The organism is Pseudoxanthomonas sp. JC1303 (genome assembly GCF_058448525.1).
On record NZ_CP185958.1, the window covers coordinates 2,883,290 to 2,907,451 of the forward strand.

The window sequence follows — 24,162 nt, forward strand, 5'->3', positions numbered from 1 at the left end:
ATCGCGCCGGGCCGGCAGGGCGGTCACAATACGCGCCCCCTGCCGTAACCCCGTGCCGCGCCCGTGTCGATTTCCCGTTCCCTCGCCGAGTGGCTGGACCACATCCAGGCCCAGCATCCCAGCGCCATTGAACTCGGGCTGGACCGCGTCCGTGCCGTGGCTGCTGCGATGGGGCTGGAGTGTCCGGCGCGTCAGGTCATCACCGTCGGCGGCACCAACGGCAAGGGATCGACCGTGGCCTTCATCGAGTCCATTGGGCGCGCCGGCGGCTGGAAGGTCGGCGCCTACACCTCGCCACACCTGCTGCGCTACAACGAGCGCGTGCGCATCGATGGCGTGGACGCCGATGACGTGGCGCTGGTCGAGGGTTTCGAGGCAGTCGAGGCCGCGCGTGGCGACACGCCGCTGACCTATTTCGAATACGGCACGCTGGCCGCGCTGTGGCTGTTCCAGCGCGCCGGACTGGACCTGGCGGTGCTGGAGATCGGTCTGGGCGGGCGCCTGGACGCGGTGAACATCGTCGACCCAGACGTGGCGGTGATCACTACCGTGGACATCGACCACACCGACTGGCTGGGGACCGATCGCGAGGCCATCGGCAAGGAGAAGGCCGGCATCGCGCGCGCCTGGACGCCGCTGGTGTTGGGCGAGGTGACCGCGCCGTCCAGCGTGCTGGCGCATGCCTATGCCATCGGGGCCGGGGTGATCCAACTGGGCAATGATTTCTTCCATGAGCCGGCCGAGGACGGCCAGTGGCGCTGGCGTGAGGTCGGCACCGAACTGCTGCTGCCTGCGCCGCTGCTGGACGCCCCGGTGCAGCGCGCCAATGCGGCCACCGCCGTCGCCGCGCTGCGCGCGTTGCCGGAGGAACTGCCGGCCAGCGCGTTTGTCCGCGGAATCGCCCAGGCCCGCGTGCGCGGCCGGCTGCAGCGCTTCGAGCGCGATGGCATCGAGGTCCGGGTCGATGTCGCGCATAACCCGCAGGCCGCGCGCGAGTTGGCGGCTTTCCTGGACGGTAACCCGATGCAGACCGTGGCCGTCTACGCGGCGCTGGCCGACAAGGACAGTGCCGGCGTGGTGCAGGCGCTGGAAGGGCGCATCGCCCACTGGTACCTGGCGGGGCTGGAGGCGGGCACGCCGCGCGGCCAGGATGCCCAGGCCCTGGCCGCGTGCCTGGCCGACACTGGAGCCGCCACAGGGGCGCGCTTTGCGAGCGTGGGCGAGGCCCTGTCCGCCGCGCTTGGAAAGGCCAGCGCCGGACAGCGGGTGCTGGTGTTCGGCTCGTTCCACACGGCTGCCGAAGCGCTGGCGATCCTGGGTTCAGCCCCATGAGGAAAGCCGGGCAGGTCCAGCCCTTATAATTTGCAGCTTCATGACCGAGCCCGTCGCCCACGACGATGGATACTGCTTTGAGAAACCGCATCATCGGCGCCATCGTCCTGGTGGCCCTGGCTGTCATTTTCCTGCCCATGCTGGTCAAGGGGCCGGCCAGCGACAGCGGCGTTTCGGACATTTCCACCGACGTGCCCAATGCGCCGGATGGCCAGTTCGAGACCCGTGAGCTGCCGCTGGTCACCCCCGGTCAGGCGGGCGCCAATGGTGGGACCGGCATGCCGGCCCCGGCGCAGGGCGGGACCGAGGCCCTCAAGCCGGTCGATGCGCCCAAGACGCCGACCAACAGTCACGGTCTTCCGGTGGCCACCGCTGGCGGCGACTACGCGGTGACCTTTGGCGCCTATGCGACGCAGGCCGATGCCGACGTGGTGATCGACCGCCTGCGCCAGTCCGGGCTGGAATCCTTCCGCCAGGAAGCCACCATCGGCGGCAAGCCGGCCTGGCGGGTGCGCGTGGGGCCCTACGCCAACCAGGCCCAGGCCGAGATCGCGCGCCTGGCGGCGGTCAAGGTGCGCAGCGACGTCAAGGCCGAGGTGATCGCGCTGGACGCAACGCCGGCCGCCGCGCCGACCGGCTCGGCGGCGCAGCCGCAAACGCCGGCCGCGGACAATCCCGATGCCGCCCAGTTGGCATCCGAAGCCCCAACGCCGGCCGCGACGCCCGCACCGGCCAAGCCGGAGCCCGCCAAGCCCGAGCCGCCCAAGGCCCAGCCAGCGCCGGAGGCCAAGCCGCCGGTGGCGGCGGTCCCCAAGCCGGCCGCGACCGGTGTGGGCTTCGCCCTGCAGGTCGGTGCGTTCAGCAAGGAGGGCGATGCCAATGCCCTGCGCGACAAGCTGCGCGGCAATGGCTTCAGCGCTTTCGTCGAGCCGGTGTCCACCGACAGCGGGCGCCTGTACCGGGTGCGTGTTGGGCCGGTCTCCACCCGCGCCGAGGCCGACCAGCTCAAGGCCCAGGTGGCCGCACGCAACGGCCTGGCCGGGATCGTGCGCCCGCATCCGTAACCACCGGCCCGCGCCTCAACGCGGACCCGGGGTCCAGGACTGGACCGACCACGCAGCCACGGAGGGAGCACCGATGGACAACCTGACGCCGTATCTTCGGGAAGGCCGGCTTACTGGCCCGACGCCATGATCGATCTGGTCCTGCTGACCATCATCGTTGTCTCCACTCTGCTGGGGCTGCTGCGCGGTTTCATCGGGATCGTAGTGGGCACCCTGTCCTGGCTGCTGGCCGGGTGGGCCGCGTTCATGTTCGGCGGCGACGCGGCGGCGCAATTCGCCGATGGCGCGCGGCCCGGAATGGCCGACTACCTGGGCGGCTACGCGCTGACCTTCGTCGGGGTGATGATCGTGGTGGCGCTGATCGGCATGGTGATCCGGGCGTCGGTGCGCAACACCCGCCTGTCCGGCGTGGACCGCCTGGCAGGCGGTGGGCTCGGGTTGGTGCGGGGTGGATTCTTCGCCTGCGTGCTGGTGCTGCTGATGTCCTTCACGCCGCTGACCGGCGAATCGGCATGGCGCGAGTCGCGCGTCCTGCCGGTGCTGGAGCCCGGCGCGCACTGGATGCGCGCCCAGTTGCCGGACTTTTCCGTGCCCGCGATGCCCTCGATGCCGGCCATGGAAGACATGAACATGGACACGTTGCGCAACATGGATCTCAACAAGTTGCCGTTGTCGGGCGATAATAGGGACCTCGACGACAGATTCCAGCAGGCAGCCGCACAGCTGCCGCATCTCGGACAGACGGTGTCCGATGCATTGGGAGGCGCCCGGGCACCCGGGTCGAACGGCCTGCCCAAGCCCCTGAACGAGCCGGCCGCGCCACAGGGCGACCCGGCCCAGGTGCGTCCCAACGAACGCGACCCGGCCCGGGTCGTGGCAAGCCCCCAAGGCCAGGAACGGCCGCTCTAACGCCACGCAACATACGCAGCAGCGACAACAGCGGAGAACGCCCCATGTGCGGCATCGTCGGAATCGTCGGCAACCAGAACGTTGCCGGTCAGCTTTATGACGGCCTGACGGTGCTTCAGCACCGTGGCCAGGATGCCGCCGGCATCGCCACTGCGGACGGCACGCGCCTGCGCGTACAGAAGGCCAATGGCCTGGTGCGCGACGTGTTCGACGAGCGCCGCATGGCCGTGCTGGAAGGCCGGGTGGGCATCGCCCACTGCCGCTACCCGACCGCCGGCTCGGAGGGCATGGACGAGGCGCAGCCGTTCTACGTCAACTCGCCTTACGGCATCGCCCTGGCCCACAACGGCAACCTGACCAACACCGAGGCCCTGCGCCAGCAGGTGTTCGAGGCCGACCGCCGCAACATCAACACCGATTCGGACAGCGAGGTGCTGCTGAACGTGTTCGCCCACGAGCTGGACGCCCAGCGCATGCTCACCCCCGAGGCGGCGATCCGCGCCGTGGCCGGCGTGCACCGCCGCTGCCGCGGTGGCTACGCGGTGGTCAGCGTGGTCCTGGGGCTGGGCCTGGTGGCCTTTCGCGATCCGCACGGGATCCGCCCGCTGGTGCTGGGCAAGCGCGAGAACGTCGACGGCGACGAATACATCGTGGCCTCCGAGTCGGCGGCGCTGGACATCCTGGGCTTCACCCGCGTGCGCGACGTGCGCCCGGGCGAGGCGCTGGTGATCACCGCGCGCGGCGAGCTGTTCTCCGAGGTCTGCGCGACCACCACCGACCACAGCCCGTGCATCTTCGAGTACGTGTACTTCGCGCGGCCCGATTCGATGATCGACAACGTCTCGGTGCACAAGGCGCGCATGCGCATGGGCATGAAGCTGGGCGAGAAGATCCTGCGCCTCAAGCCCGACCACGACATCGACACCATCATCCCGATCCCGGACACCTCGCGCGACGCCGCGCTGGAGATCTCCAACGTGCTGGGCGTGAAGTACCGCGAGGGCTTCGTCAAGAACCGCTACGTCGGCCGCACCTTCATCATGCCGGGGCAGGGCGAGCGGGTGAAATCGGTGCGCCGCAAGCTCAATCCGATCCACCTGGAGTTCCGCAACCGCGTGGTGCTGCTGGTGGACGATTCCATCGTGCGCGGCACCACCAGCCGCCAGATCGTGCAGATGGCGCGCGATGCCGGCGCGCGCAAGGTCTACCTGGCCAGCGCCGCGCCGCCGGTGCGCCACCCCAACATCTACGGCATCGACATGCCGGCGGCCGAGGAACTGGTCGCGCACAACCGCAGCGAGCAGGAGATCCAGGAATTCCTGGGCTGCGACTGGCTGATCTACCAGGACCTGGATGACCTGGAAGCGGCCGTGCGCGAAGGCAACCAGGACCTGACGCAGTTCGATTCGTCCTGCTTCAACGGCGAGTACGTGACCGGGATCGAACCGGGCTATTTCGATCGCATCCAGCAGCTGCGCTCGGACGAGGCCAAGCACCTGCGCCGGGCAGTCTGAGCGGAAGCGTCGATGGCGATCACCCTGGAAGACCTGGCCGTCACCCTGGAGCCCGGCGACCGCGCCGACCTGCTGGACGACTGGGACTGGTTGCTGGGTCCCGGCGCCCAGGTGTTGATGGTGACCGTGGCCGGCGATGCCTTCGTGCAGCTGCCGGAGGCGCCCGGCGTGCACTGGCTGGACTGCGCCAGCGGCGTGGTCCAGAAGGTAGCCGACGACCTGTCCGAATTTTTGCAGCGGCTGACCGACGCAGACTTCGTCGCGGCCTGGTTTCGTTTCGATCTGGTGGCCGAGCGCCTGCGCGCCGGGCAGGCGCCCGATGCCGGACAGGTGCTGGGGCTACGCGTGCCGCTGGTGCTGGGCGGGGCAATGGAGGCGTCCAATCTGGAGCCGGTCGCGCTGTCCGCGCACTTCGCCCTGACCGGGCAGGTGCACGCCCAGGTCGCTGCGTTGGCGCCGGGGCAGGCGCTCGCCGACATCTCGCTGGCGACCGAGTGAGCGTCGCCGCGCGACCTGGCTGACCGCGATGTCCGTTCCGTCGTTGTTCGAGGCGGCCCAGGCCTGCCTGGCGGCCCGCGACCCGGCCGAGAAGGTCGCGCTGACCCAGCGTCATGCCGCCGCCTTTGCGCGCGGTGAACTGTGCATTCCCGAAGACGCGCCGCCTCCACAACCGATCGGCATGCCTGGACGGCCAGAGCGGCCCCGGCTGGTCCATCCGCGCCAGTTGCCCAAGCGTGGCCTGGGCAGCGTGGAGGGCCGGGCGGCCTTCCTCCACGCCATCGCGCACATCGAGCTCAATGCTATCGACCTAGGCTGGGATGCGGTCTATCGCTTTCGCGGCCTTCCGGTGCAGTTCTATGCCGACTGGGTCGGCGTGGCCAACGACGAATCGCGCCATTTCATGCTGCTGCGCACGCGGCTGCAGTCGCTGGGCTACGACTACGGCGATTTCGACGCGCATCACGGGCTGTGGGAGATGTGCGAGAAGACCGCGCACGATGGCCTGGCGCGCATGGCGCTGGTGCCGCGCGTGCTGGAGGCGCGTGGCCTGGATGTCACCCCGGGGATGATCGACAAGCTCGGCAAGCTGGGCGACGTCGAGACCGTCGCGATCCTGGAGGTCATCCTGCGCGAAGAGGTCGCCCACGTCGCCGCTGGCTCGCGCTGGTACCGCTGGTACTGCGAGCGCGAAGGCGTCGAGCCGCGCGCGCGCTTCCGCGAACTGCTGCGCGAATACGCCGGCGGCTACCTGCGCGGGCCGTTCAACCTGGAAGCGCGCCTGCAGGCCGGCTTCGACCAGGAGGAAGTCGACGCCCTGCTCGCGCTGGCGCCGGCGCGGTCGGCATAGGCCAGGCCAGGCCACGCCCCCATCAAGGCCAGGGTCGGGGCATCGCGAGGTCGAGGAAACGCGGTAGCGCCGAGCTTGCTCGGCTGGGGCGTTACCGAAAAGGCTTCAGCCGAGCAAGCTCGGCGCTACAGGTAGCAGCCCCCATGGCGGCGATCGGGGCCTTGCTAGGAAGGCCGGGCACAGATAGGCCAATGGCGGCGATCGTGCGTGATGGGAAGGCGTCATCGCCGCCATGGCGGCGGTGACGCTCAGCCCAGCGGCAGCACCTGCAGGTCGTCGCCTTCCGGCGTGACCCGCAGCACCGAGCCCTGTTCGTACCAGTCGCCCAGCACGATGCGGGTGCAGGCCTGGCCGCCCGCTGTCAGCGCATGCACCGCAGGGCGATGGGTGTGGCCGTGGATCATGCGGGTCAGGCCGTAGCGCACGAAGCTGGTCTCGACCTCGGCCGGGGTGACGTCGGTGAGCGTCTCAAATTTCGCACTGTCGTCTTTCATGCCGCCCTGGTGGGCGGCGCTGGCGGCGCGGGCCTGGGCGGCGAAGGCGATACGCGCGGCCAGCGGCTGGGCCAGCATCCGCGCCTGCCAGGCCGGGTCGCGGGTCTGCGCACGCACGGCTTGGTAGGCCACGTCCGAGGTACACAGCAGATCGCCGTGCAGCAGCAGCACCGGCTCGCCGTAGAGTTCGACCACGGCCGGGTCGGGCAGGATGCGCATGCCGCAGCGATCGGCATAGTCCTGGCCGAGCAGGAAGTCGCGATTGCCGCGGATGAAGAACACCGGCATGCCAGCGTCGCTGACCGCGCGCAGGCCGTCGGCCACCTGGGTGGCCAGCTCGGACGGGTCGTCATCGCCCACCCAGGCCTCGAACAGGTCGCCCAGGATGTACAGCGCCTCGGCGTGGATCGCCTCGCGCTGCAGGAATTCCAGGAACAGGGTGGTGATGGCCGGACGCGCGGCGTCCAGATGCAGGTCGGAAATGAACAGCGTGGTCATCGGGCCATGATACCGGGCGTTCGGACCGTGCCGCCCGGGCCGGGTAAAATGGTGGAATTCCTCTGTCATACGCTTCCGGGCCTTCCATGACCTGCCGTACCCGCTTTGCCCCCAGTCCCACCGGTTACCTGCACATCGGCGGCGCACGCACCGCGCTGTACTGCTGGCTGGAGGCGCGCCACCGCGGCGGTGAGTTCGTCCTGCGCATCGAGGACACCGACCGCGAGCGCAGCACCCAGGGCGCGATCGACGCGATCCTGGAGGCGATGGACTGGCTGGGTCTGGGCTATGACGAGGGCCCGATCTACCAGACCCAGCGCGTGGCCCGCTATAAGGAAGTGGCCGAGCAGCTGCTCGCCGACGGCAAGGCCTATTACGCCTACGAGACCCGCGAGGAACTCGACGCCATGCGCGAGGCCGCGATGGCTAAACAGGAAAAGCCGCGCTACAACGGCGCCGCGCGCGAGCTGGGCCTGCCCTACAGGCACGATCCGAACCGGGTCATCCGCTTCAAGAACCCGCAGGACGGCGTGGTGGTCTTCGACGACCTGATCAAGGGCCGCATCGAGATCGCCAATGCCGAGCTGGACGACATGGTGATCTTCCGCCCGGACGGCTACCCGACCTACAACTTCGCCGTGGTGGTGGACGACTGGGACATGGGCATCACCGAGGTCATCCGCGGCGACGACCACATCAACAACACCCCGCGCCAGATCAACCTCTACGAAGGCATCGGCGCCCCAGTGCCGAAGTTCGGCCACATGCCGATGATCCTGGACGAGCAGGGTGCCAAGCTCTCCAAGCGCACCGGTGCGGCCGACGTGATGCAGTACAAGGACGCCGGCTACCTGCCCGATGCCTTGCTCAGCTACCTGGCCCGCCTGGGCTGGTCGCATGGCGACCAGGAACTGTTCACGCGCCAGGAATTGATCGACCTGTTCGAGGTGAAGGACTGCAACTCCAAGGCCTCGCGCCTGGACATGGCCAAGCTGGGCTGGGTCAACCAGCATTTCCTCAAGACCGAAGCGCCGGACGCCATCGCGCCGCACCTGGTCTACCAGCTGGACAAGCTGGGCCTGGACTTGTCGGCTGGACCGGCACCGGTGGACGTGGTGCTGGCCCTGCGTGAGCGCGTGCAGACCCTGAAGGAAATGGCCGAGAAGGCCGTGGTCTGGTACCAGCCGTTGACCGAATACGACGAGGCCGCCGTGGCCAAGCACCTCAAGCCGGCCGCCGCCGCGCCGCTGGCCAAGGCGCGCGAGCTGCTGGCGGCGTTGGGCCAGTGGCATGTCGAAGCGGTCTCCACCGCGCTGCACGATGCCGCCGCCGCGCTGGAACTGGGCATGGGCAAGGTCGCCCAACCGTTGCGCGTGGCCATCACCGGCACCCAGGTCAGCCCGGACATTTCCCATACGGTGTACCTGGCCGGACGCGACGAGGCCTTGAAACGCATCGACGTCGCGCTTACCAAGATCGCGTAACGCTGTCTGATCCACGAGAGGATGTGCCCCATGTCCAGCAAGCACGCCCACGCCTGCATCGACCCGACCCATCACGTGCACAGCGCCGAAGCGTTTGTGCATGCGGTCGAGCATGCCTGCAGCGAACGCGGCCTGCGCCTGACCCCGATTCGCGCGCGCGTGCTGCAGCTGATCGCGCAGGCTGGCAAGCCGATCAAGGCCTACGAGCTGCTGGATCTGGTCCGCGCCTCCAAGGGCGTGGGTGCCGACGCACCGCCGACGGTGTACCGCGCGCTGGATTTCCTGATGGCCAATGGCTTCGTGCACAAGCTCGAATCGGTCAACGCCTTCGTCGCTTGCCATCACCCCAACAGCGACGCGCATTCGGTGCCGTTCCTGATCTGCGACCGCTGCCACTCGGCGGTCGAACTGGAAGACCGCGCCGTGGTCGATCAGCTGGAGGCCCGGGCCAAGGCCCTGGGATTCCAGCCGCAGGCCCAGACCCTGGAAGTCCACGGCCTGTGCGCACGCTGCGCGGGGGGCGGCGCCGTCTGAGCCTGCCTGGCCGGCGCCCGCCCGGCGCTGCGTTGTGACCGCTGATTCCCCTTGGAAACACGGCCATGCAGCTGTCGCGAACGCAGTCGCACGACACGAGCGTCTATTACTTCGGCGTGGCCTTGCTGGTGGCCGTGGCCGGCTTCTATCCCTCGTTCTTCTCCCAGCCGACCCGGGTCGGCACGTTGCGCCTGGTCCATGGAACGCTCGCCACGACCTGGCTGCTGCTGTTGATCGTGCAGGCGACCCTGGCGCGGACCCGGCATTTGGCGCCGCATCGGATCCTGGGCTGGTCTTCGCTGGCGATCGTCCCGCCGTTCCTGGTGTCCGGCGTACTGCTGGTCTGTGACGCACTGGCGGGAACCAACCCGTTCCAGCGTGCCTATGCCACGCGCCTGGCCTGGGTGGATTTCCTCGGGTTGGCGTTCTTCGCCTGCTGCTATGTCCTGGCGCTGTGGCACCGGCGGCGTCGGCCGCTGCACCTGCGCTACATGGCCTGCACCGCCGTGCTGGTGCTGCCGCCGGCGACCGCGCGTGCGCTGGGCGCCTACCTGCCGGGCGTGTCGTCCTTCGATACGGTCTTCCATGCCGGCATGCTGATCAGCGTGGTGGTCGCCCTGGTCCTGATGGTGCGCGACATGCGCGCTGGGCGGCTCCTGCCGCCGTATCCGCTGCTGCTGGCGGTGCTCTTGGCGCAGCAGGTGGGATTCGTGGCCATCGCCGGTTCGACCGCCTGGGCGGCGCTGTGTCGGCATCTGGCTGGTTGAAACCGCCGTGGCCAGCCCTCAGTCCGTGGATGACATCGCCACGGAGTCATCGATCGGTCCTGAGAAAGCCTTGCCGCCCTTCAGGGCGCCGTTGGGCGATCAGCGGCTCTGCCCCTGCATCCATGGCGGCTGATGCCGGGCGGCCTCGGCATAGGCCGGGCAGTCGGCGTGGTGGGCACCGGGCAGGTAGCCCAGGCTCATCAGGAACTCGCCGGTGATCTCCCCGCCGGTGAAGCGGAAGGTCTTCTTGAACAGCTTCACCCAGTCCGCCTTTTCCAGCGGATGGTGCGCATCCAGCCACGCGGAAAAGCCGCCGTGCGAGGCGCGCAGGCGCTGGATGACCTGGGCGTTGTGGATGGCGGCCAGCACCTTGAGCCGGTTGCGGATGATGCCGGCGTCGGCCATCAGGCGCGCGATCTCCGCCTCACCGTAGGCGGCCACCGCATCCACGTCGAAGCCGCTGTACGCCGCGCGGAAGGCGGCGCGCTTGCGCAGGATGGTTTCCCAGCTCAGCCCGGCCTGGTTGATCTCCAGCAGCAGGCGCTCGAACAGCACCGATTCGTCGCGCTGTGGGAAGCCGTACTCAGTGTCGTGGTAGGTGCCGTGGATGGGGTGGCCGGGGGCGATGGTGCAGTAGCCGCTCATGCGGGCAATCCTTTGGAAAGAGTGTGGGGCGAGGTCAGGTTCACTTTCCTTCGTCGTCTGACTCGCCTGGGGATGTCGGGGAAAGTGAACCTGACCCCGCGTGCCCATCATCCAGCCTCGCGCACCACTTCGATCAGCGCCGGTCCGTAGCGATCCAGCTTGCTGCCGCCAACGCCGCCCACCCGGGCCAGGGCGCGCAGGTCGATGGGGCGCTGCTCGGCGATGTTGCGCAGGGTGGCGTCGTGGAAGATCACGTAGGCCGGCAGGTTCTGCTCCTTGGCCAACTGCGCGCGCAGGCGCCGCAGGGCCTGGAACAGCGGCTGGTCGACTTCGGACAGCTCGGCGGCGACCTGGCTGCTGCCACTGCCGGTGCGCTGGCGCAGCTTGGGCGAATCCTTGCGCAGCAGCACGGTCTGCTGGCCCTGCAGGATCGGTTTGGCCGACGCGGTCAGACGCAGGCTGCCGTGGCCTTCGGCATCGACCTCCAGCACGCTGGCCGCCACCAGCTGGCGGAATACCCCGCGCCACATCGAGGCGTCCAGGTCCTTGCCGATGCCGTAGGTGGTGAGCTGGTCGTGGCCGAGCTGGCGGATGCGCTCGGTGTCGGCGCCGCGCAGCACGTCGATCAGGTGCGCCGCGCCGAAGCGCTGACCGGTGCGATACACGCAGCTCAGCGCCTTGCGCGCCGCCTCGGTCGCATCCCAGCTGGCCGCGGGCGTGAGGCAGTTGTCGCAGTTGCCGCAGGGCTGGGGATAGGTCTCGCCGAAGCCGGCCAGCAGCACCTGACGACGGCACTGCATGGATTCGCAATAGCCCAGCAGCTGGTCCAGCTTGCGCCGCTCCAGGCGCTTGCGTTCCTCGGCGGCCTCGCCCTGCTCGATCATCTGCTTGAGCAGGACCACATCGCCCAGGCCGTAGGCCAGCCAGGCCTGGGCCGGTTCGCCGTCGCGGCCGGCGCGGCCGGTTTCCTGGTAGTAACCCTCCAGCGATTTGGGCAGGTCGGTATGCGCCACGAAGCGCACGTCCGGCTTGTCGATGCCCATGCCGAAGGCGATGGTCGCGCAGACCACGATGCCGTCCTCGCGCAGGAACCGGCGCTGGTTGTCCGCGCGCACCTGCGCATCCAGGCCGGCGTGGTAAGGCAGGGCGTCGAAACCCTTCTCGCGCAGGAATTCGGCGGTCTGTTCGACCTTCTTGCGCGACATGCAGTAGACGATGCCGGCCTCGCCGGTGTGGTCGGCCAGGAAGTCGAGCAGCTGGCGGCGGCCGTTGTCCTTCTGCACCACGGTGTAGCGGATGTTGGGACGGTCGAAGGAGCTGACGAAGCGGCGCGCGTCCTCCAGCTGCAGGCGCTCGGCGATCTCGGCCTGGGTCGGCGGATCGGCCGTCGCGGTCAGTGCGATGCGCGGGATATCCGGCCAGCGCTCGTGCAGGACGGTGAGCTTGCGGTATTCGGGGCGGAAATCGTGGCCCCACTGCGACACGCAATGCGCCTCATCGATGGCGAACAGGCCGATCCGCGCACGGTCCAGCAGGGAGAGGAAGCGCCCGGTCAGCAGCCGCTCGGGGGCGACATACAGCAGGTCCAGCTCGCCAGCCAGCAGGGCGCGTTCGACCTGTTGCGCGGCCTCTCCATCCAGCGATGAGTTGAGGAATTCGGCGCGCACGCCGAGCTGGTGCAGCGCCTCGACCTGATCCTGCATCAGCGCGATCAGCGGCGAGACCACGATCGCGGTGCCCTCGCGCAATAGCGCCGGCACCTGGTAGCACAGCGACTTGCCGCCGCCGGTGGGCATCAGCACCAGGGCATCGTGGCCGCTGGCGACATGTTCGACGATGGCGGCCTGCTCGCCGCGGAAACCGGGGTGACCGAACACCCGGTGGAGGATTTCAAGCGCACGTTCCTGCATGTGCACAGGATACCGGGCCGGCGTCTCATCCCCCAGGGACGCAATGCCCGGCGCAGGGCCGGGCATAGGCGACACATCACGTCGGAAATTTCTGGAGGCCGACTGCAGCTTCCCGATCAACTCGCTGGTGGAAAGCCCCCTTGAGTCAAGGGGCGTGCCGAAGGCGCAGACCCCAGCATTTGCGGTGCAAATGCCGGGAAGTCATGCCTGGTCGGCAGGCCAGACCGGACCTTACTGCAGCAAAGAACGCAGCATCCACGCGTACTTTTCGTGGGTGTTCAGGCGCTGGGTCATCAGATCCACGGTCGGGTCGTCGTTGCCTTCCTCGGCGGTCTTGAGGGTCTGGCGCGCGGTGCGGCACACCGCCTCGTTGCCGACCACCAGCTGGCGGACCATCTCCTTCCAGTCGGCGCTGTTGGACAGGCCCGGCTCCTCCGGGATGGAGGTCAGCTTGACGAATTCGGCGTACGAGCCCGGCGCGTTGTAGCCCAGGGCGCGGATGCGCTCGGCCACCTCGTCCAGCGCGCCCCACTGTTCGGTGTACTGCCCCTCGAACATGGTGTGCAGCGAGTTGAACATCGGCCCGGTCACGTTCCAGTGGAAGTTGTGGGTCTTCAGGTACAGGGTGTAGGCGTCGGCCAGGAAGTGCGAGAGTGCATCGGCGATGTGCTTGCGGTCGTCGGGGGCGATCCCGATATCCACGCCGGGCGCGCTGGGGGCGGCCGCCAGCGGGGTGGCCTTCTTCTTCTTGGTCGCGGTCTTGGTCTTGGCCATGTGGAGCTCCTCGTCAGTGGCGATGGTTCACAATAAACCGCGTAGATGAAGTTTGGTAATCAAAAGATCCAGATCGATCGATTCATGGCATCAATCGTAGAACTCCCCCAGTCTCCCGACGCCGCCCGGCGCGCCATCGATGGCGCGCTGAGTCGCGACCGTGGCCGCCTGTATGGCCTGTTGTCGCGCTGGAAGGCCAAACCCGGTGACGAGCAGCTTCGCGAGCGCTTTGGCCAGGCGCTGAGCGCCTCGGTCGCCGCCTGCCAGGCGCGCGCGGCCTCGTTGCCGGCGGTGACCCTGGATGACGCGCTGCCGATCGCCCGCGAAGGCGAGCGGATCGTCGAATTGATCCGCGACCATCAGGTCGTGGTGATCGCCGGCGAGACCGGCTCGGGCAAGACCACGCAGTTGCCCAAGCTCTGCCTGGCGGCCGGACGCGGCGTGGCCGGCATGATCGGCTGCACCCAGCCGCGCCGGATCGCCGCGCGCGCGGTGGCCCGGCGCGTAGCCGAGGAGCTGCAGGTGCCGATGGGCGGGGCGGTCGGCTACCAGGTGCGCTTCAACGACAACGTCGGCGAGGACACCCGCATCAAGTTCATGACCGACGGCATCCTGCTGGCGGAAATCGCCAGCGACCGCTGGCTGTCCAACTACGACACGATCATTGTCGACGAGGCGCACGAGCGCAGCCTCAACATCGATTTCCTGCTGGGCTACCTAAAGCAGCTACTGCGCAAGCGCCGCGACCTGAAGGTCATCGTCACCTCAGCCACCATCGACACCGCCCGCTTCGCCGCGCATTTCGACGATGCGCCGGTGGTCAGCGTGGAGGGTCGCACCTTCCCGGTGGAGGTGCGCTACCGGCCGCTGGGTGAGACAACCGGCTCGGGTGAGCACCATCAAGGTGCTCGCCAGGTTGTCGAACGACCGGCCACGGATGGCCGGGCCGGCGAGTCCGGAGCCGATCGAGTTTCGCCACGGACGGCCGCGGATGATTCGGAGCAGGGCGAGCGCAGCGTCAACGAGGCCATCGTGGCCGCAGTGGACGAGATCACCCGCGAAGACGCACGCGGCGACGTGCTGATCTTCCTGCCTGGCGAGCGCGAGATCCGTGATGCGCACCAGGCCCTGGAACGGCGCAAGTACCGGCATACCGAGGTCCTTCCCCTGTACGCGCGGCTCTCGGCCAAGGACCAGGACGCGGTGTTCAATCCTGGCTCGCAGCGGCGCATCGTGCTGGCCACCAACGTCGCCGAGACCTCGCTGACCGTGCCGCGCATCCGCTACGTGGTCGATCCGGGCCTGGCGCGGGTCAAGCGCTACAGCCCGCGGCAGAAGCTGGACCGCCTTCATATCGAGCCGATCAGCCAGGCCAGCGCCAACCAGCGCATGGGCCGCTGCGGCCGCGTGGCCGAAGGCATCTGCGTGCGCCTGTTCGCGCAGGCCGATTTCGAGGCACGCCCACGCTATACCGACCCGGAGATCCGGCGTTCGTCGCTGGCCGGCGTGATCCTGCGCATGCTGCAGCTGGGCTTGGGCCGGATTGAGGACTTCCCGTTCCTGGAGGCGCCGGACGAGCGCGCCATCGCCGATGGCTGGCAGCAGCTGGTCGAGCTGGGCGCGGTCACCGAGGCCGATCGGCATGGCCTGCGCAAGCTGACCGAGGTCGGTCGGCGCATGGCGCGCCTGCCGGTGGACGTGAAGCTGGCGCGCATGCTGGTCGCCGCGCAGGCCCACGGCTGCCTGCGGCCGATGCTGGTGATCGCCGCGTTCCTGGGGATCCAGGATCCGCGCGAACGCCCGCCCGAGGCGCGCGAGGCGGCCGACAACGCGCATGCCAAGTTCGCCGATGCGCGCTCGGAATTCGTCGGCATCCTGCGCCTGTGGGACGGCTACAACCAGGCCCACGAAGACCTGACCCAGTCCAAGCTGCGCGACTGGTGCGGGCGCAATTTCCTGGGCTTCCTGCGCATGCGCGAGTGGCGCGAACTGCATCGCCAGCTGCGCGTGCTGTGCGAGGAGCTGGGCTGGGCCGAGGAACCAGTCGCCGCCGCGTTGGCGCCGCTGCTGGCGGGTTCGCCTGCTGCTTCGGTGGGCCATGACGGCAAGCCCGCCTCGCGTCCCACCCGGGGCGAGCTGCATCGGGCCGCGCGCTTGGCGCGGGAGGGGAAAGCAAAAACGGGGGCAGCGTCGACTTTCTCCGGGAGCGCACCAGAGGCGGCCAAGCCAGAACGGAAAGTCGACGCGGACCCCGGTGTACGCATCAGCGAACGCGAACGCAGCGCCGCCTACCAGTCGCTGCATCGCGCGCTGATCGCCGGTTTGCCCACGCAGGTGGGCCACCGCACCGAGAAGGGCGACTTTCTGGCGCCGCGCCAGCGCCGCTTCCATCTGTTCCCCGGCTCGGCGCTGGCGAAAAAGCCGCCGGCCTGGGTGCTCACCGCCACGTTGCTCGATACTCAGCGGGTGTGGGGCCTGACCAACGCGTCGATCGAGCCGGACTGGGTGATCGCCGAGGTGCCGCAATTGCTGGCGCGCAAGCATTTCGACCCGCACTGGTCCCGCGCGCAGGGACAGGTGCTGGCCTCCGAGCAGATCAGCCTGTTCGGCCTGGTACTGGCGCCGAAAAAGCCGGTGCACTACGGGCGCATCGCGCCGCAGGAGGCGCATGAACTGTTCGTGCGCCAGGGGCTGGTGCCGGGCGAGATCAATACGCGCGCGGCCTTCGTTGCCGACAACGGCAAAGTGCTGGCCACCGCGCACGAGGAAGAAGCCAAACTGCGCCGCGCCGGCATCGTCGCCGACGAGGACTGGCAGGCGCGCTGGTACCTGGACCGCATTCCGGGCGAACTGCACTCGGCCGCCGGGCTGGACGCGTGGTGGAAGACGCTGGCCGACGACAAGCGCCAGGCCCTACGCTGGTCGCTGGCCGACCTGCTGCCTGGCGAAGGCAGCGAGGCGGACCGCTACCCGAAGTATTTCGCGCTGGGCGATGCGCGCCTGCCGCTGCAGTACAGGTTCGAGCCGGGCGCGGAAGACGATGGCGTCACCCTGGAGGTGCCGCTGCACCTGCTCAATGCGCTGGATCCGGCGTGGCTGTCGTGGCTGGCTCCGGGCTTCGTCGCCGAAAAGGCGGCCGGGCTGATCCGCTCGCTGCCCAAGGCGCAGCGGCGCAACTTCGTGCCGGCGCCGGACTTCGGCCGGGCGTTCTATGAAGCCTTCGCCAAGCCGTCCGGCGATGACCTGCGCGGCGAGCTGGCGCGTTTCCTGACCAAGGCCACCGGCGTGGCGGTGAGCGCGCTGGATTTCGACGAGGCCGCACTGGAGCCCCACCTGCGCATGCATCTGCGCCTGCGCGACGAGCAGGGCAAGGTGCTGGCGTCCTCGCGTGACCTGGAGGCACTGCGCGCGCGTTTTGGGACCCAGGCGGGCCATGCCTTCGCTGCGCGTGCCGGTCGCGCGCTGGCCAGCGAGGGCCTGCACGCGTTTCCGTCCGAACCGATCCCGCTGCAGGTCCCCGGCGAAGCCGGCGTGCCGGCATATCCGGCGCTGGTGGACGAGGGCGATAGCGCCGCACTGCGCATCTTCGCCGACCGCGCCCAGGCGGTCGCCGCACATCCCCGCGGCGTGCGTCGTCTCATGGAGCTGGCGCTGGCCGACAAGGTCAAGCAAGCGCGCAAGCAGCTGCCGGTGTCGCCCAAGACCGGGCTGCTGTACGCGGCGCTGGAATCGCAGGAACGCCTGCGTGGCGACATCGTCGATGCGGCCTTGAATGCGGTGCTGGCCGAGGGCTTAGGCGAGGTCCGCGACCCGGGCAGCTTCGCCCAGCGTCGCGATGCGGCCGGCAAGGCGCTGTTCGGCGAGGCGATGGAAAGGCTCAAGCTCGCCGAGGCCATCCTGGCGGCCGTGGCCGAGCTCAAGCCCGAGCTGGAAGCCCCGCTGATGGGCTGGGCGCGCGGCAACCTGGATGACCTGCACGCCCAGCTCGACGCGCTGGTGCACCCGGGATTTTTGCGCGAAACCCCGGCCGAGGTGCTGGCGCAATTCCCGCGTTATCTCAAGGCGATGAAGCTGCGCGCCGAACGCGCCAAGCGCGATCCCAGCCGCGACCAGCAGCGCATGCTGGAGCTGACCCCGTTCGTGCAGGCTCTGGAAAATGCTGCCGCGCTGGGCCGCGTGCAGTCGGACGAGTGGCAGGCGCTGCGCTGGGACATCGAGGAGCTGCGCGTGTCGCTGTTCGCCCAGGAGCTGGGTGCGCGCAGTGGCATCAGCCCCAAGAAGCTGGCGCAGCGGGTGGCGGCGCTGCAGGGGCGCTGAAGCGATAGGCCTTACGCCCGCCGCGATTCCACGGGCCAGCGCACGAAGGCGAAGATCCAGAGCAGGATGAGGTTGACGCCGGGGATCAGGCCCAGCAATGCCAGGGCGCCGGGATAACCCGCCTTGGCCACGATGCGCCAGAAAGGAATCACCCAGACCAGCGAGACCAACAGCAGGATCGTCCAGTGCCAGACGCTCATTGAGCCCATATCGTGTCCTCTTTGTCGTAACGGTCCGGGTGCGTGGCGAATTTGAAGTGCCAGTCGGCCAGTCTCGACGGTAGCGCATCGATGGCGCACCTGGCGGCGAACGCTAGTCCTCGCCCCGTCCGCGTTCGCCCATGAGTTCGCGCTGGCGGTTCTCCAGTTCCTCGGCGTAGCGCTTGCGCACGAAGCCTTCGGACAGCACGCCCAGCACCTTGCGCGCGTCGTCGACGACGGCCAGTTCGTCGGCCTGGGTGGCGTCGAAGGCCTGCATGATCGAGACGATATCGGTGTCGGCCGACAGGGCCGCGTCGCGGTTCTGCGCGTAGTCGGCCACGGTCGCGTCCTTGCCGATGCCATCGGCATAGACCAATGACAGTGGCACGACACCGGCATAGTGGCCATCGGCGTCTTCCAGGACCACGCGCTGGGTCGAGCCCAGCGGAAAGCGTCGGCGGAACTCGGCCACGCTGGTGGTTTCGGGCGTGTGGTTGGCGTCCTTGCGCATCATCTTGCCGGCCGACAGGTTGCGCACCCAACCCACGTCGCGGGCGCTGCGGATGCTTTCCCCGCGCAGATGCAGGCGCCAGGTGGAGAACGAATAGCCGAAGGCCTGGCGCACCACCGTGTTGGCCACCAGCACGGCGACCATTACCGCGCTGGCCAGGACGAAATCATGCGTGCCCTCCAGGATCAGCATGGCCATGGTCATCGGCGCGCCGACGATCGCCGCGGCCAGCGCGGCCATGCCGACCAGCGAGGCGCTGGTGACATCGACCACCGAGGTATCCACCAGCTGGTTCATGCCCACGGCGAAGAACGCCCCGACCAGCGAGCCCATGAACAGCGAGGCGAAGAACAGGCCGCCGCGGAACCCGAATCCCAGCGAAATCCCTGAGGCCAGGCATTTGAGCACCAGCAGCGTGGCGAGGATCCGCAGCGTGTTGGCGTTACCCATGTCCAGGTGCAGGGCGCCGTGGCCGGAGGAGAGGATCTGCGGGGAATACAGCGCCAGCGGGATCAGCAGCAGGCCGCCGACCACCGGCCGCCCCCAGACCGGCAGCTCCAGCTTGCCGATCACCCGCTCGATGCCCGCGACCAGCCGCATCACCGCGATTCCGATCAGGGCGCAGGTCAGGCCCAGGGCGATATAGATCGCGTAGTCGCGTGGGGCCAGCTCGTAGGTGGAAGCAGCCGGCAGCAGATAGGGCGGGGCGCCCAACGCTTCGGCCAGGAACGCACCGGACAGGGTGGCCGCGGCCACGGGAGCCAGCGCCGAGGGGGTATAGGCGCCGATGACAATCTCGAAGGCATAGAACGCCCCCGCCAACGGCGCCCCGAATGCGGCGGCGATGGCGCCGCCGGCGCCGGCGCCGACCAGGGTGCGCATGTCGGCCCGGCGCACGCGCAGTACGCGTCCGAGCTGCGAACCGGCGCCGGCGCCCATCTGGGCATAGGCGGCTTCCAGTCCGACCGAGGCGCCGAAGCCGTTGGACAGCAGCGTCTGCAGGGAGATGATCAGGTTGTCGCGCATCGACATGCGCCCGCCGTGCAGCGCGTTGGCCTCGACCGCATCGACCAGCGCGCGCTTGCGCCGTCGCGCGGCCAGCGTCACCAGGCCGACCAAGAGCCCGCCAAGCGGCAGGACCAGCAACTGGGACACGCTCATGCCACTGGACGCGCTGAGATGCTCGCCCGGTGCCAGGTCGTAGAGCATGGCCTGCATGGCGCGCGACAGGTCGCCCTGGAGCAAGGTCAGCCCGGCCGCAATCAGGCCGACCAGCGTGGACAGGCCGATGAACCACAGGTCGTTGGCGCGGAACTGGCGCCGCAGCCAGTCGATGGGCGCGTGCAGCCGCGCGCGGAGCGCATCGCGCGCCGGCTGCGGCGACGCGCTGGTGTTCACTTGATGCGCTTGACCGATGCGGAGGTGTTGAAGCCTTCGATGCGCATGTACCAGGCACCGAACATACCGGGCTTGATCGACACCTTCGGGTCGGTGCGATGGACGCCCTCCAGAGTCGCGGCGTCGGCCTGCTGCCAGACCTGACCATTGGCAAGAGTCCACTTGCGTCCCTTGCCAAAGCCATCGAACTGGCCGGAAATGCTCGACTCGATCGGCTCATCCGAGCCGAACGTCAGGAAGCCGCGGTTCGCTTCGACTACGTCCTTGCGCCCGGCCTCCCTGGCCGTGGCCACCTGAGCACGGGCACGCTCGGCCTCGGCGCGGGCCTGTTCGGCTTCCGCTCTGGCCTGGGCGGAAGCCGCAGCAGACTGGGTATCGACGGCGTGGTTGAGCCAGGCATTGAGTTGAGCCAGTTCGCCGGCGCTGAGTTTGTCCAGGCCAGCGGCCTTGAACTCGACCGGGCTCATCTGCTGCTTCAGGTCGGTCGCCGGCGCCGCCTGTTGCGCCGCGGCGCCCAGTGGCAGGAAGAGGGCGAGGGTCAGCAGGCTGTAGCGCAGTGCGCGAGGCATGGGTGTTCCCGGATTGGGCGGACCAGTAGTGTATTCGCAACCATTCCCCGCTTCGTGTCATGGTCGCGTCGATGTCCGCCGTTCCCCCAGCTCAATCAGATGTCGTTTCAGGGGTGCTTGCCGCACTGCCCTCGTCGTTGCGCGGACCCATGCAAGAGCGCCTCCGACAGGACGACGTGCAGAGCGCCATGCCCGACCCCTGGCCGGTGCTGGCCGATGCGCTGCAGACCCTGACCGGGCTGTCGGCGGACGGCGAGGTGCTGTGCGCGGCCTTGCTGTTCGGCGTGCCCGGGCTGCAGGAGGCGCTGTCGGCCGATCTGCGTGCCGCGCATCCGGGGCTACTGGCGCTGCTGGAAGGGCAGCAGGCCGCTGCGCAGGTCTGGGCCCTGCACGCCGAACCGGCCGCCGCGCGCAACACCGAAGGCCTGCGTCGTCTCCTGCTGGCGATGATCCAGGACCTGCGGGTGGTCCCGATCCTGCTGTCGCGGCAGTTGGCGCGGATGCGCAAGGCGGCCGCGATGCCTGAGGACGCCCGTCGTGAGCTGGCCCTGCTCACGCGCGACATCCATGCGCCCCTGGCCAACCGCCTGGGGATCTGGCAGCTCAAGTGGGAGCTGGAGGATCTGGCCTTCCGCTATCTGCAGCCGGAGACCTACCGGTCCATCGCCGCCCAGCTGGACGAAAAGCGCACCGGACGCGAGCGTTACATCGAGCAGGTCAAGACGACCCTGCGTGCGGCGCTGGCCGAGCACCGCATCGCGGCTGAGGTCAGCGGGCGCCCCAAGCACATCTACAGCATCTGGAAGAAGATGCAGCGCAAGCAGGTGGCGCTGGACGAGCTGTTCGACCTGCGTGCGGTGCGCATCGCGGTGGACGACGTGGCCCAGTGCTACGCGGCGCTGGGCGTGGTCCATGCGCTGTGGACGCCGATCTCCTCGGAGTTCGACGACTACATCGCCCGGCCCAAGGCCAATGACTACCGCTCGCTGCACACCGCGGTGGTCGGTCCGGAAGGACGCGCGCTGGAAGTGCAGATCCGCACCCACGACATGCACGCCCAGGCCGAGTTGGGCGTTGCCGCGCACTGGCGTTACAAGGAGGGTGGGGGTGATGCCGCCTTCGACCGCAAGATCGCCTGGATGCGGCGCCTGCTGGAACATGCCAGCGAGAACGAGTCGGCCGGCGGCCAGGGCCTGGAAAGCGAGTTCGGTGCCGAGCTGGCCGAAGACCGGATCTACACGCTCACGCCCAAGGGTGAAGTCATCGACCTGCCGCGCGGCGGCACGGTGCTGGATTTCGCCTATCACGTGCACACCATGGTCGGGCACCGCACGCGCGGGGCCAAGGTCAACGGCCGCATCGTGCCGCTGGGGCATGTGCTGCGCAGTGGTGACCGGGTGGAGATCCTGACCAGCAAGACCGGCGAACCCAAGCGCGACTGGCTGCTGCCGGCCAACGGCTTTTTGGCCAGCAACCGCTCGCGCGAAAAGGTGCGCCATTACTTCCACAAGCTGGACCGGGCCGGCAACGTCGCCGCGGGCAAGGACCTGCTCGAGCGCGAACTCAAGCGTCTGCACCTTCATCAACTGGATCTGGCGCCGGCGCTGCGCAAGTTCCGTGCAGAATCGACCGAAGAGCTCTACATCCAGGTCGCTCTGGGCGATACCGGCCCCAGCCAGGTGGCGCGCGCGCTGCAGGAGGACCAGCGCGCCCAGGCCGGCGAGGCCCCGTTGCCGCCGCAGAACCCCGTCCGTCGTGCCGTCCAGCGCGCACCCGGCGCGGACAAGTCGCGCTTCACCGTGCAGGGCGTCGGCAATCTGCTGGTGCAACTGGCCAAGTGTTGCCAGCCGGTCGCCGGCGAACCCATCGTCGGCTACCTCACCCGCGGGCGCGGGGTCACCGTGCACCGCCGCGACTGCCCGTCCCTGCGCCGGCTGGCCGCGCAGCATCCACAGCGCGTCCTGCCGGTGGAGTGGGGCGTGGCCGGAGGGGGGTACGAGGTCGACGCGCTGATCGAGGCGATCGACCGCAAGTGGCTGCTCAAGGACGTCACCACGCTGATCGCCCAGGAGGATGCCCACGTACTGGACATCCACAGCGACGCCAGCCGCGGGACGGGCAAGGTCCGCTTCCGCCTGCGCCTGAAGGTGTCCGACTACGGCCAGTTGTCTACATTGTTGCGCAAGCTCGATGCCCTGCCGGGTGTGCAGCAGGCCCTGCGCGCCGGTTAGGAAAGCCGGGGTGCCACGCGTTCAGCGTAGGGATCGGCTCATCACGCGCCCTGGCGGATACTGCGCGGCGTGAACCCGGTGTCCGACCAGCGTCCCGACGGCAGGATCGAGCCACGCATCGACTGGCCAGCGCCATCGACGATGGCCGACCCCGTGCGCGCCCGCGCGCCGGTGCGGCCTGTGCACGCGCGTCACCGGACGTGGATCGCCGCTGCGGTGATCGTCGTGGCGCTGCTGGCCTGTGCGGTGGCCCTGCGCAAGCCGATCGCCGACCGGATGTGGCAGGGCGCGCATATCCAGGCGCTGCTCGATCAAGGGCATGCGGCGCTGGCGCAAGGACACCTGACCGCAGCAGACGGCAGTGGCGCGCGGCAACGGTTCGAGGCGGCGCTGGCCCTGGACAACGATCGCGGCGAAGCCCGCACCGGCCTGGCCCAGGTCGGGCAGGCGGCGGTTGCCCAGGCCCATGCGGCCTTGCAGGCCAACTATCTGCAGGCGGCGCAGGAGGCGCTGACCCTGGCGCGCCAGTTGCAGGTGCCGCGGGCGCAGTCCGATGCCATTGCCAGCGCGCTGCGCAAGCGCCAGGCCGATCGTGCCGGCGTCGGTGCGCTGATCGCGCAGGCGGTGGCCGCGCGTGAGGCGGGCCATCTCGACGGCGACCCCGGCGCGGCCTTGCCCCTGTTGCGCCAGATCCTGACCTTGCAGCCGGACAACACCATTGCCCTGGAGGCGCGTGAGGACCTGCTGTCCGACCAGTTGCAGACCGCGCGGCGCGACATCCAGGCCGGTCGCCTGGCGGATGCCGCGCGCGCGATCGAACAGGCGCGCACCTACGATCCTGGCCACTACGACCTTCCCGAAACGCGTGCCGAGCTGTCCCGGATGCTCGAGCGCCAGCGCGGACACGCCGATGCAGCGCTGCGCGGCGGTCGCCTGGAACAGGCGGTGGCGACCTATCGTCGCGTGCTCGAAGCCTCGCCTGAGGACGGCGCAGCCACGCTGGGTCTGCAGAATGCGGCGGCCCTGTACGCGCAGCGGGCCGCGCGCCGGGCCGCGGATTTCGACTTTGCCCCGGCCGCTGAGGATCTGGCCCAGGCCCAGGCGCTGGCGCCGAATTCCCAGGCCGTTGGCCAGGCCGAAGCGGCGATCGATCGCGCGCGTCGCAGCCAGGCGCGGCTGGACCAGACGACCCCGGCAACGCCGCAACGCCGCCGGCAGGTCGGCGCGTTGCTGGCCGCCGCCGCCCGTGCCGAGGCGCGGAGCGACTGGATCGATCCACCGGGGGAGAGCGCGTTCGACAAGCTGCGCGCGGCCCAGGCACTGGCCCCAGATGATGCCGAGGTGCGGCGTGCCGCGCAGCGCCTCTTGCCTGATGTGCGGCGTTGCGTGGGCCACGAGCTGGCTGCCAATCGCGTACGCGCTGCGCAGGGCTGTCTGGATGCCTGGCAAGCCCTTTCGCCGGGCGATGAGGGCCTGACGGCCGCACGGCGCCAGCTGGCGATGCGCTGGATCGACATCGGCACCGAGCGCCTGGGCGCGGGCGAGCTGGGGGTCGCCGGCGAGGCCCTGCAGCGCGCGCGGGGCCTGGATCGCAATGCGCCCGGACTGGCCGACTTCGCCTCGCGCGTGGCCCATGCCCGCGCCGGTGGGGGCTGAACTGACG

At 69.2% G+C, this 24,162-nt stretch carries 19 protein-coding genes; 12 read left to right on the top strand and 7 right to left on the bottom strand.

Annotated elements, in window-relative coordinates; genetic code table 11:
* Positions 1-63: 63 nt before the first annotated feature.
* From folC to ACORQU_RS12955, 6 genes are all read left to right on the top strand, one after another.
* Positions 64-1,332 (top strand): bifunctional tetrahydrofolate synthase/dihydrofolate synthase, encoded by a 1,269-nt coding sequence (gene folC, locus ACORQU_RS12930; protein ID WP_491641527.1) that lies wholly within the window; start codon positions 64-66, stop codon positions 1,330-1,332.
* A gap of 65 nt (positions 1,333-1,397) precedes the next feature.
* Complete coding sequence (locus ACORQU_RS12935) at positions 1,398-2,396, top strand: SPOR domain-containing protein (RefSeq protein WP_491641528.1); 999 nt, start codon at positions 1,398-1,400, stop codon at positions 2,394-2,396.
* Positions 2,397-2,522: 126 nt separating this feature from the next.
* A complete protein-coding gene (locus tag ACORQU_RS12940) occupies positions 2,523-3,305 on the top strand; it encodes a CvpA family protein (protein WP_491641529.1) in 783 nt (260 codons plus the stop codon).
* 44 nt (positions 3,306-3,349) lie between these two features.
* A complete protein-coding gene (purF, locus tag ACORQU_RS12945) occupies positions 3,350-4,819 on the top strand; it encodes an amidophosphoribosyltransferase (protein ID WP_491641530.1) in 1,470 nt (489 codons plus the stop codon).
* 12 nt (positions 4,820-4,831) lie between these two features.
* A complete protein-coding gene (locus ACORQU_RS12950) occupies positions 4,832-5,317 on the top strand; it encodes a T6SS immunity protein Tdi1 domain-containing protein (RefSeq protein ID WP_491641531.1) in 486 nt (161 codons plus the stop codon).
* Positions 5,318-5,345: 28 nt separating this feature from the next.
* Entirely contained in the window at positions 5,346-6,167 is an 822-nt protein-coding gene (locus tag ACORQU_RS12955; protein WP_491641532.1) for a ferritin-like domain-containing protein, read from the top strand.
* Positions 6,168-6,415: 248 nt separating this feature from the next.
* On the opposite strand, the gene lpxH is transcribed toward ACORQU_RS12955, so the two are convergent.
* Entirely contained in the window at positions 6,416-7,159 is a 744-nt protein-coding gene (lpxH, locus tag ACORQU_RS12960; RefSeq protein WP_491641534.1) for a UDP-2,3-diacylglucosamine diphosphatase, read from the bottom strand.
* Between the two features lie 86 nt (positions 7,160-7,245).
* Between lpxH and gltX the strand changes: the two genes are divergently transcribed.
* The 3 genes from gltX to ACORQU_RS12975 all read left to right on the top strand — a co-directional run bounded on the left by gltX (position 7,246) and on the right by ACORQU_RS12975 (position 9,944).
* Positions 7,246-8,643, top strand: coding sequence for a glutamate--tRNA ligase (gene gltX / locus ACORQU_RS12965; protein ID WP_491641535.1), 1,398 nt, complete (start codon positions 7,246-7,248; stop codon positions 8,641-8,643).
* A gap of 30 nt (positions 8,644-8,673) precedes the next feature.
* Positions 8,674-9,177, top strand: a complete 504-nt coding sequence (locus ACORQU_RS12970; protein WP_491641537.1) for a transcriptional repressor — start codon at positions 8,674-8,676, stop codon at positions 9,175-9,177.
* Between the two features lie 65 nt (positions 9,178-9,242).
* The gene (locus ACORQU_RS12975) at positions 9,243-9,944 is read left to right on the top strand and encodes a hypothetical protein (protein WP_491641538.1); all 702 of its coding nucleotides are present in this window, start codon (positions 9,243-9,245) and stop codon (positions 9,942-9,944) included.
* Positions 9,945-10,043: 99 nt separating this feature from the next.
* Here the strand turns inward: ACORQU_RS12975 and ACORQU_RS12980 are convergent, their stop codons facing one another.
* The 3 genes from ACORQU_RS12980 to ACORQU_RS12990 form a co-directional block, all read right to left on the bottom strand.
* On the bottom strand, positions 10,044-10,589 hold the full coding sequence (locus ACORQU_RS12980; RefSeq protein WP_491641539.1) for a DNA-3-methyladenine glycosylase I: 546 nt from the start codon (positions 10,587-10,589) through the stop codon (positions 10,044-10,046).
* Between the two features lie 107 nt (positions 10,590-10,696).
* The gene (gene recQ / locus ACORQU_RS12985; RefSeq protein ID WP_491641540.1) at positions 10,697-12,499 is read right to left on the bottom strand and encodes a DNA helicase RecQ; all 1,803 of its coding nucleotides are present in this window, start codon (positions 12,497-12,499) and stop codon (positions 10,697-10,699) included.
* A 231-nt stretch (positions 12,500-12,730) separates the two neighbouring features.
* Complete coding sequence (locus ACORQU_RS12990) at positions 12,731-13,273, bottom strand: Dps family protein (protein ID WP_271644887.1); 543 nt, start codon at positions 13,271-13,273, stop codon at positions 12,731-12,733.
* An 84-nt stretch (positions 13,274-13,357) separates the two neighbouring features.
* Between ACORQU_RS12990 and ACORQU_RS12995 the strand changes: the two genes are divergently transcribed.
* Positions 13,358-17,590, top strand: a complete 4,233-nt coding sequence (locus ACORQU_RS12995) for a DUF3418 domain-containing protein (protein WP_491641541.1) — start codon at positions 13,358-13,360, stop codon at positions 17,588-17,590.
* Between the two features lie 11 nt (positions 17,591-17,601).
* Here ACORQU_RS12995 and ACORQU_RS13000 read toward each other — a convergent pair whose 3' ends face one another.
* The 3 genes from ACORQU_RS13000 to ACORQU_RS13010 form a co-directional block, all read right to left on the bottom strand.
* Positions 17,602-17,790 carry a hypothetical protein gene (locus ACORQU_RS13000; protein WP_491641542.1) on the bottom strand — a complete coding sequence of 63 codons (189 nt, stop codon included), beginning with the start codon at positions 17,788-17,790 and terminating at the stop codon, positions 17,602-17,604.
* A gap of 112 nt (positions 17,791-17,902) precedes the next feature.
* Entirely contained in the window at positions 17,903-19,648 is a 1,746-nt protein-coding gene (locus tag ACORQU_RS13005; protein WP_491645115.1) for a chloride channel protein, read from the bottom strand.
* A 47-nt stretch (positions 19,649-19,695) separates the two neighbouring features.
* Positions 19,696-20,268: a hypothetical protein gene (locus ACORQU_RS13010; RefSeq protein ID WP_491641543.1), complete on the bottom strand. Its 573-nt coding sequence runs from the start codon at positions 20,266-20,268 to the stop codon at positions 19,696-19,698.
* 71 nt (positions 20,269-20,339) lie between these two features.
* On the opposite strand from ACORQU_RS13010, the gene ACORQU_RS13015 reads away from it, so the two are divergent.
* The gene (locus tag ACORQU_RS13015; RefSeq protein WP_491641544.1) at positions 20,340-22,499 is read left to right on the top strand and encodes a RelA/SpoT family protein; all 2,160 of its coding nucleotides are present in this window, start codon (positions 20,340-20,342) and stop codon (positions 22,497-22,499) included.
* 69 nt (positions 22,500-22,568) lie between these two features.
* Positions 22,569-24,155: a tetratricopeptide repeat protein gene (locus ACORQU_RS13020; protein ID WP_491641545.1), complete on the top strand. Its 1,587-nt coding sequence runs from the start codon at positions 22,569-22,571 to the stop codon at positions 24,153-24,155.
* The last annotated feature ends 7 nt before the right edge of the window (positions 24,156-24,162 follow it).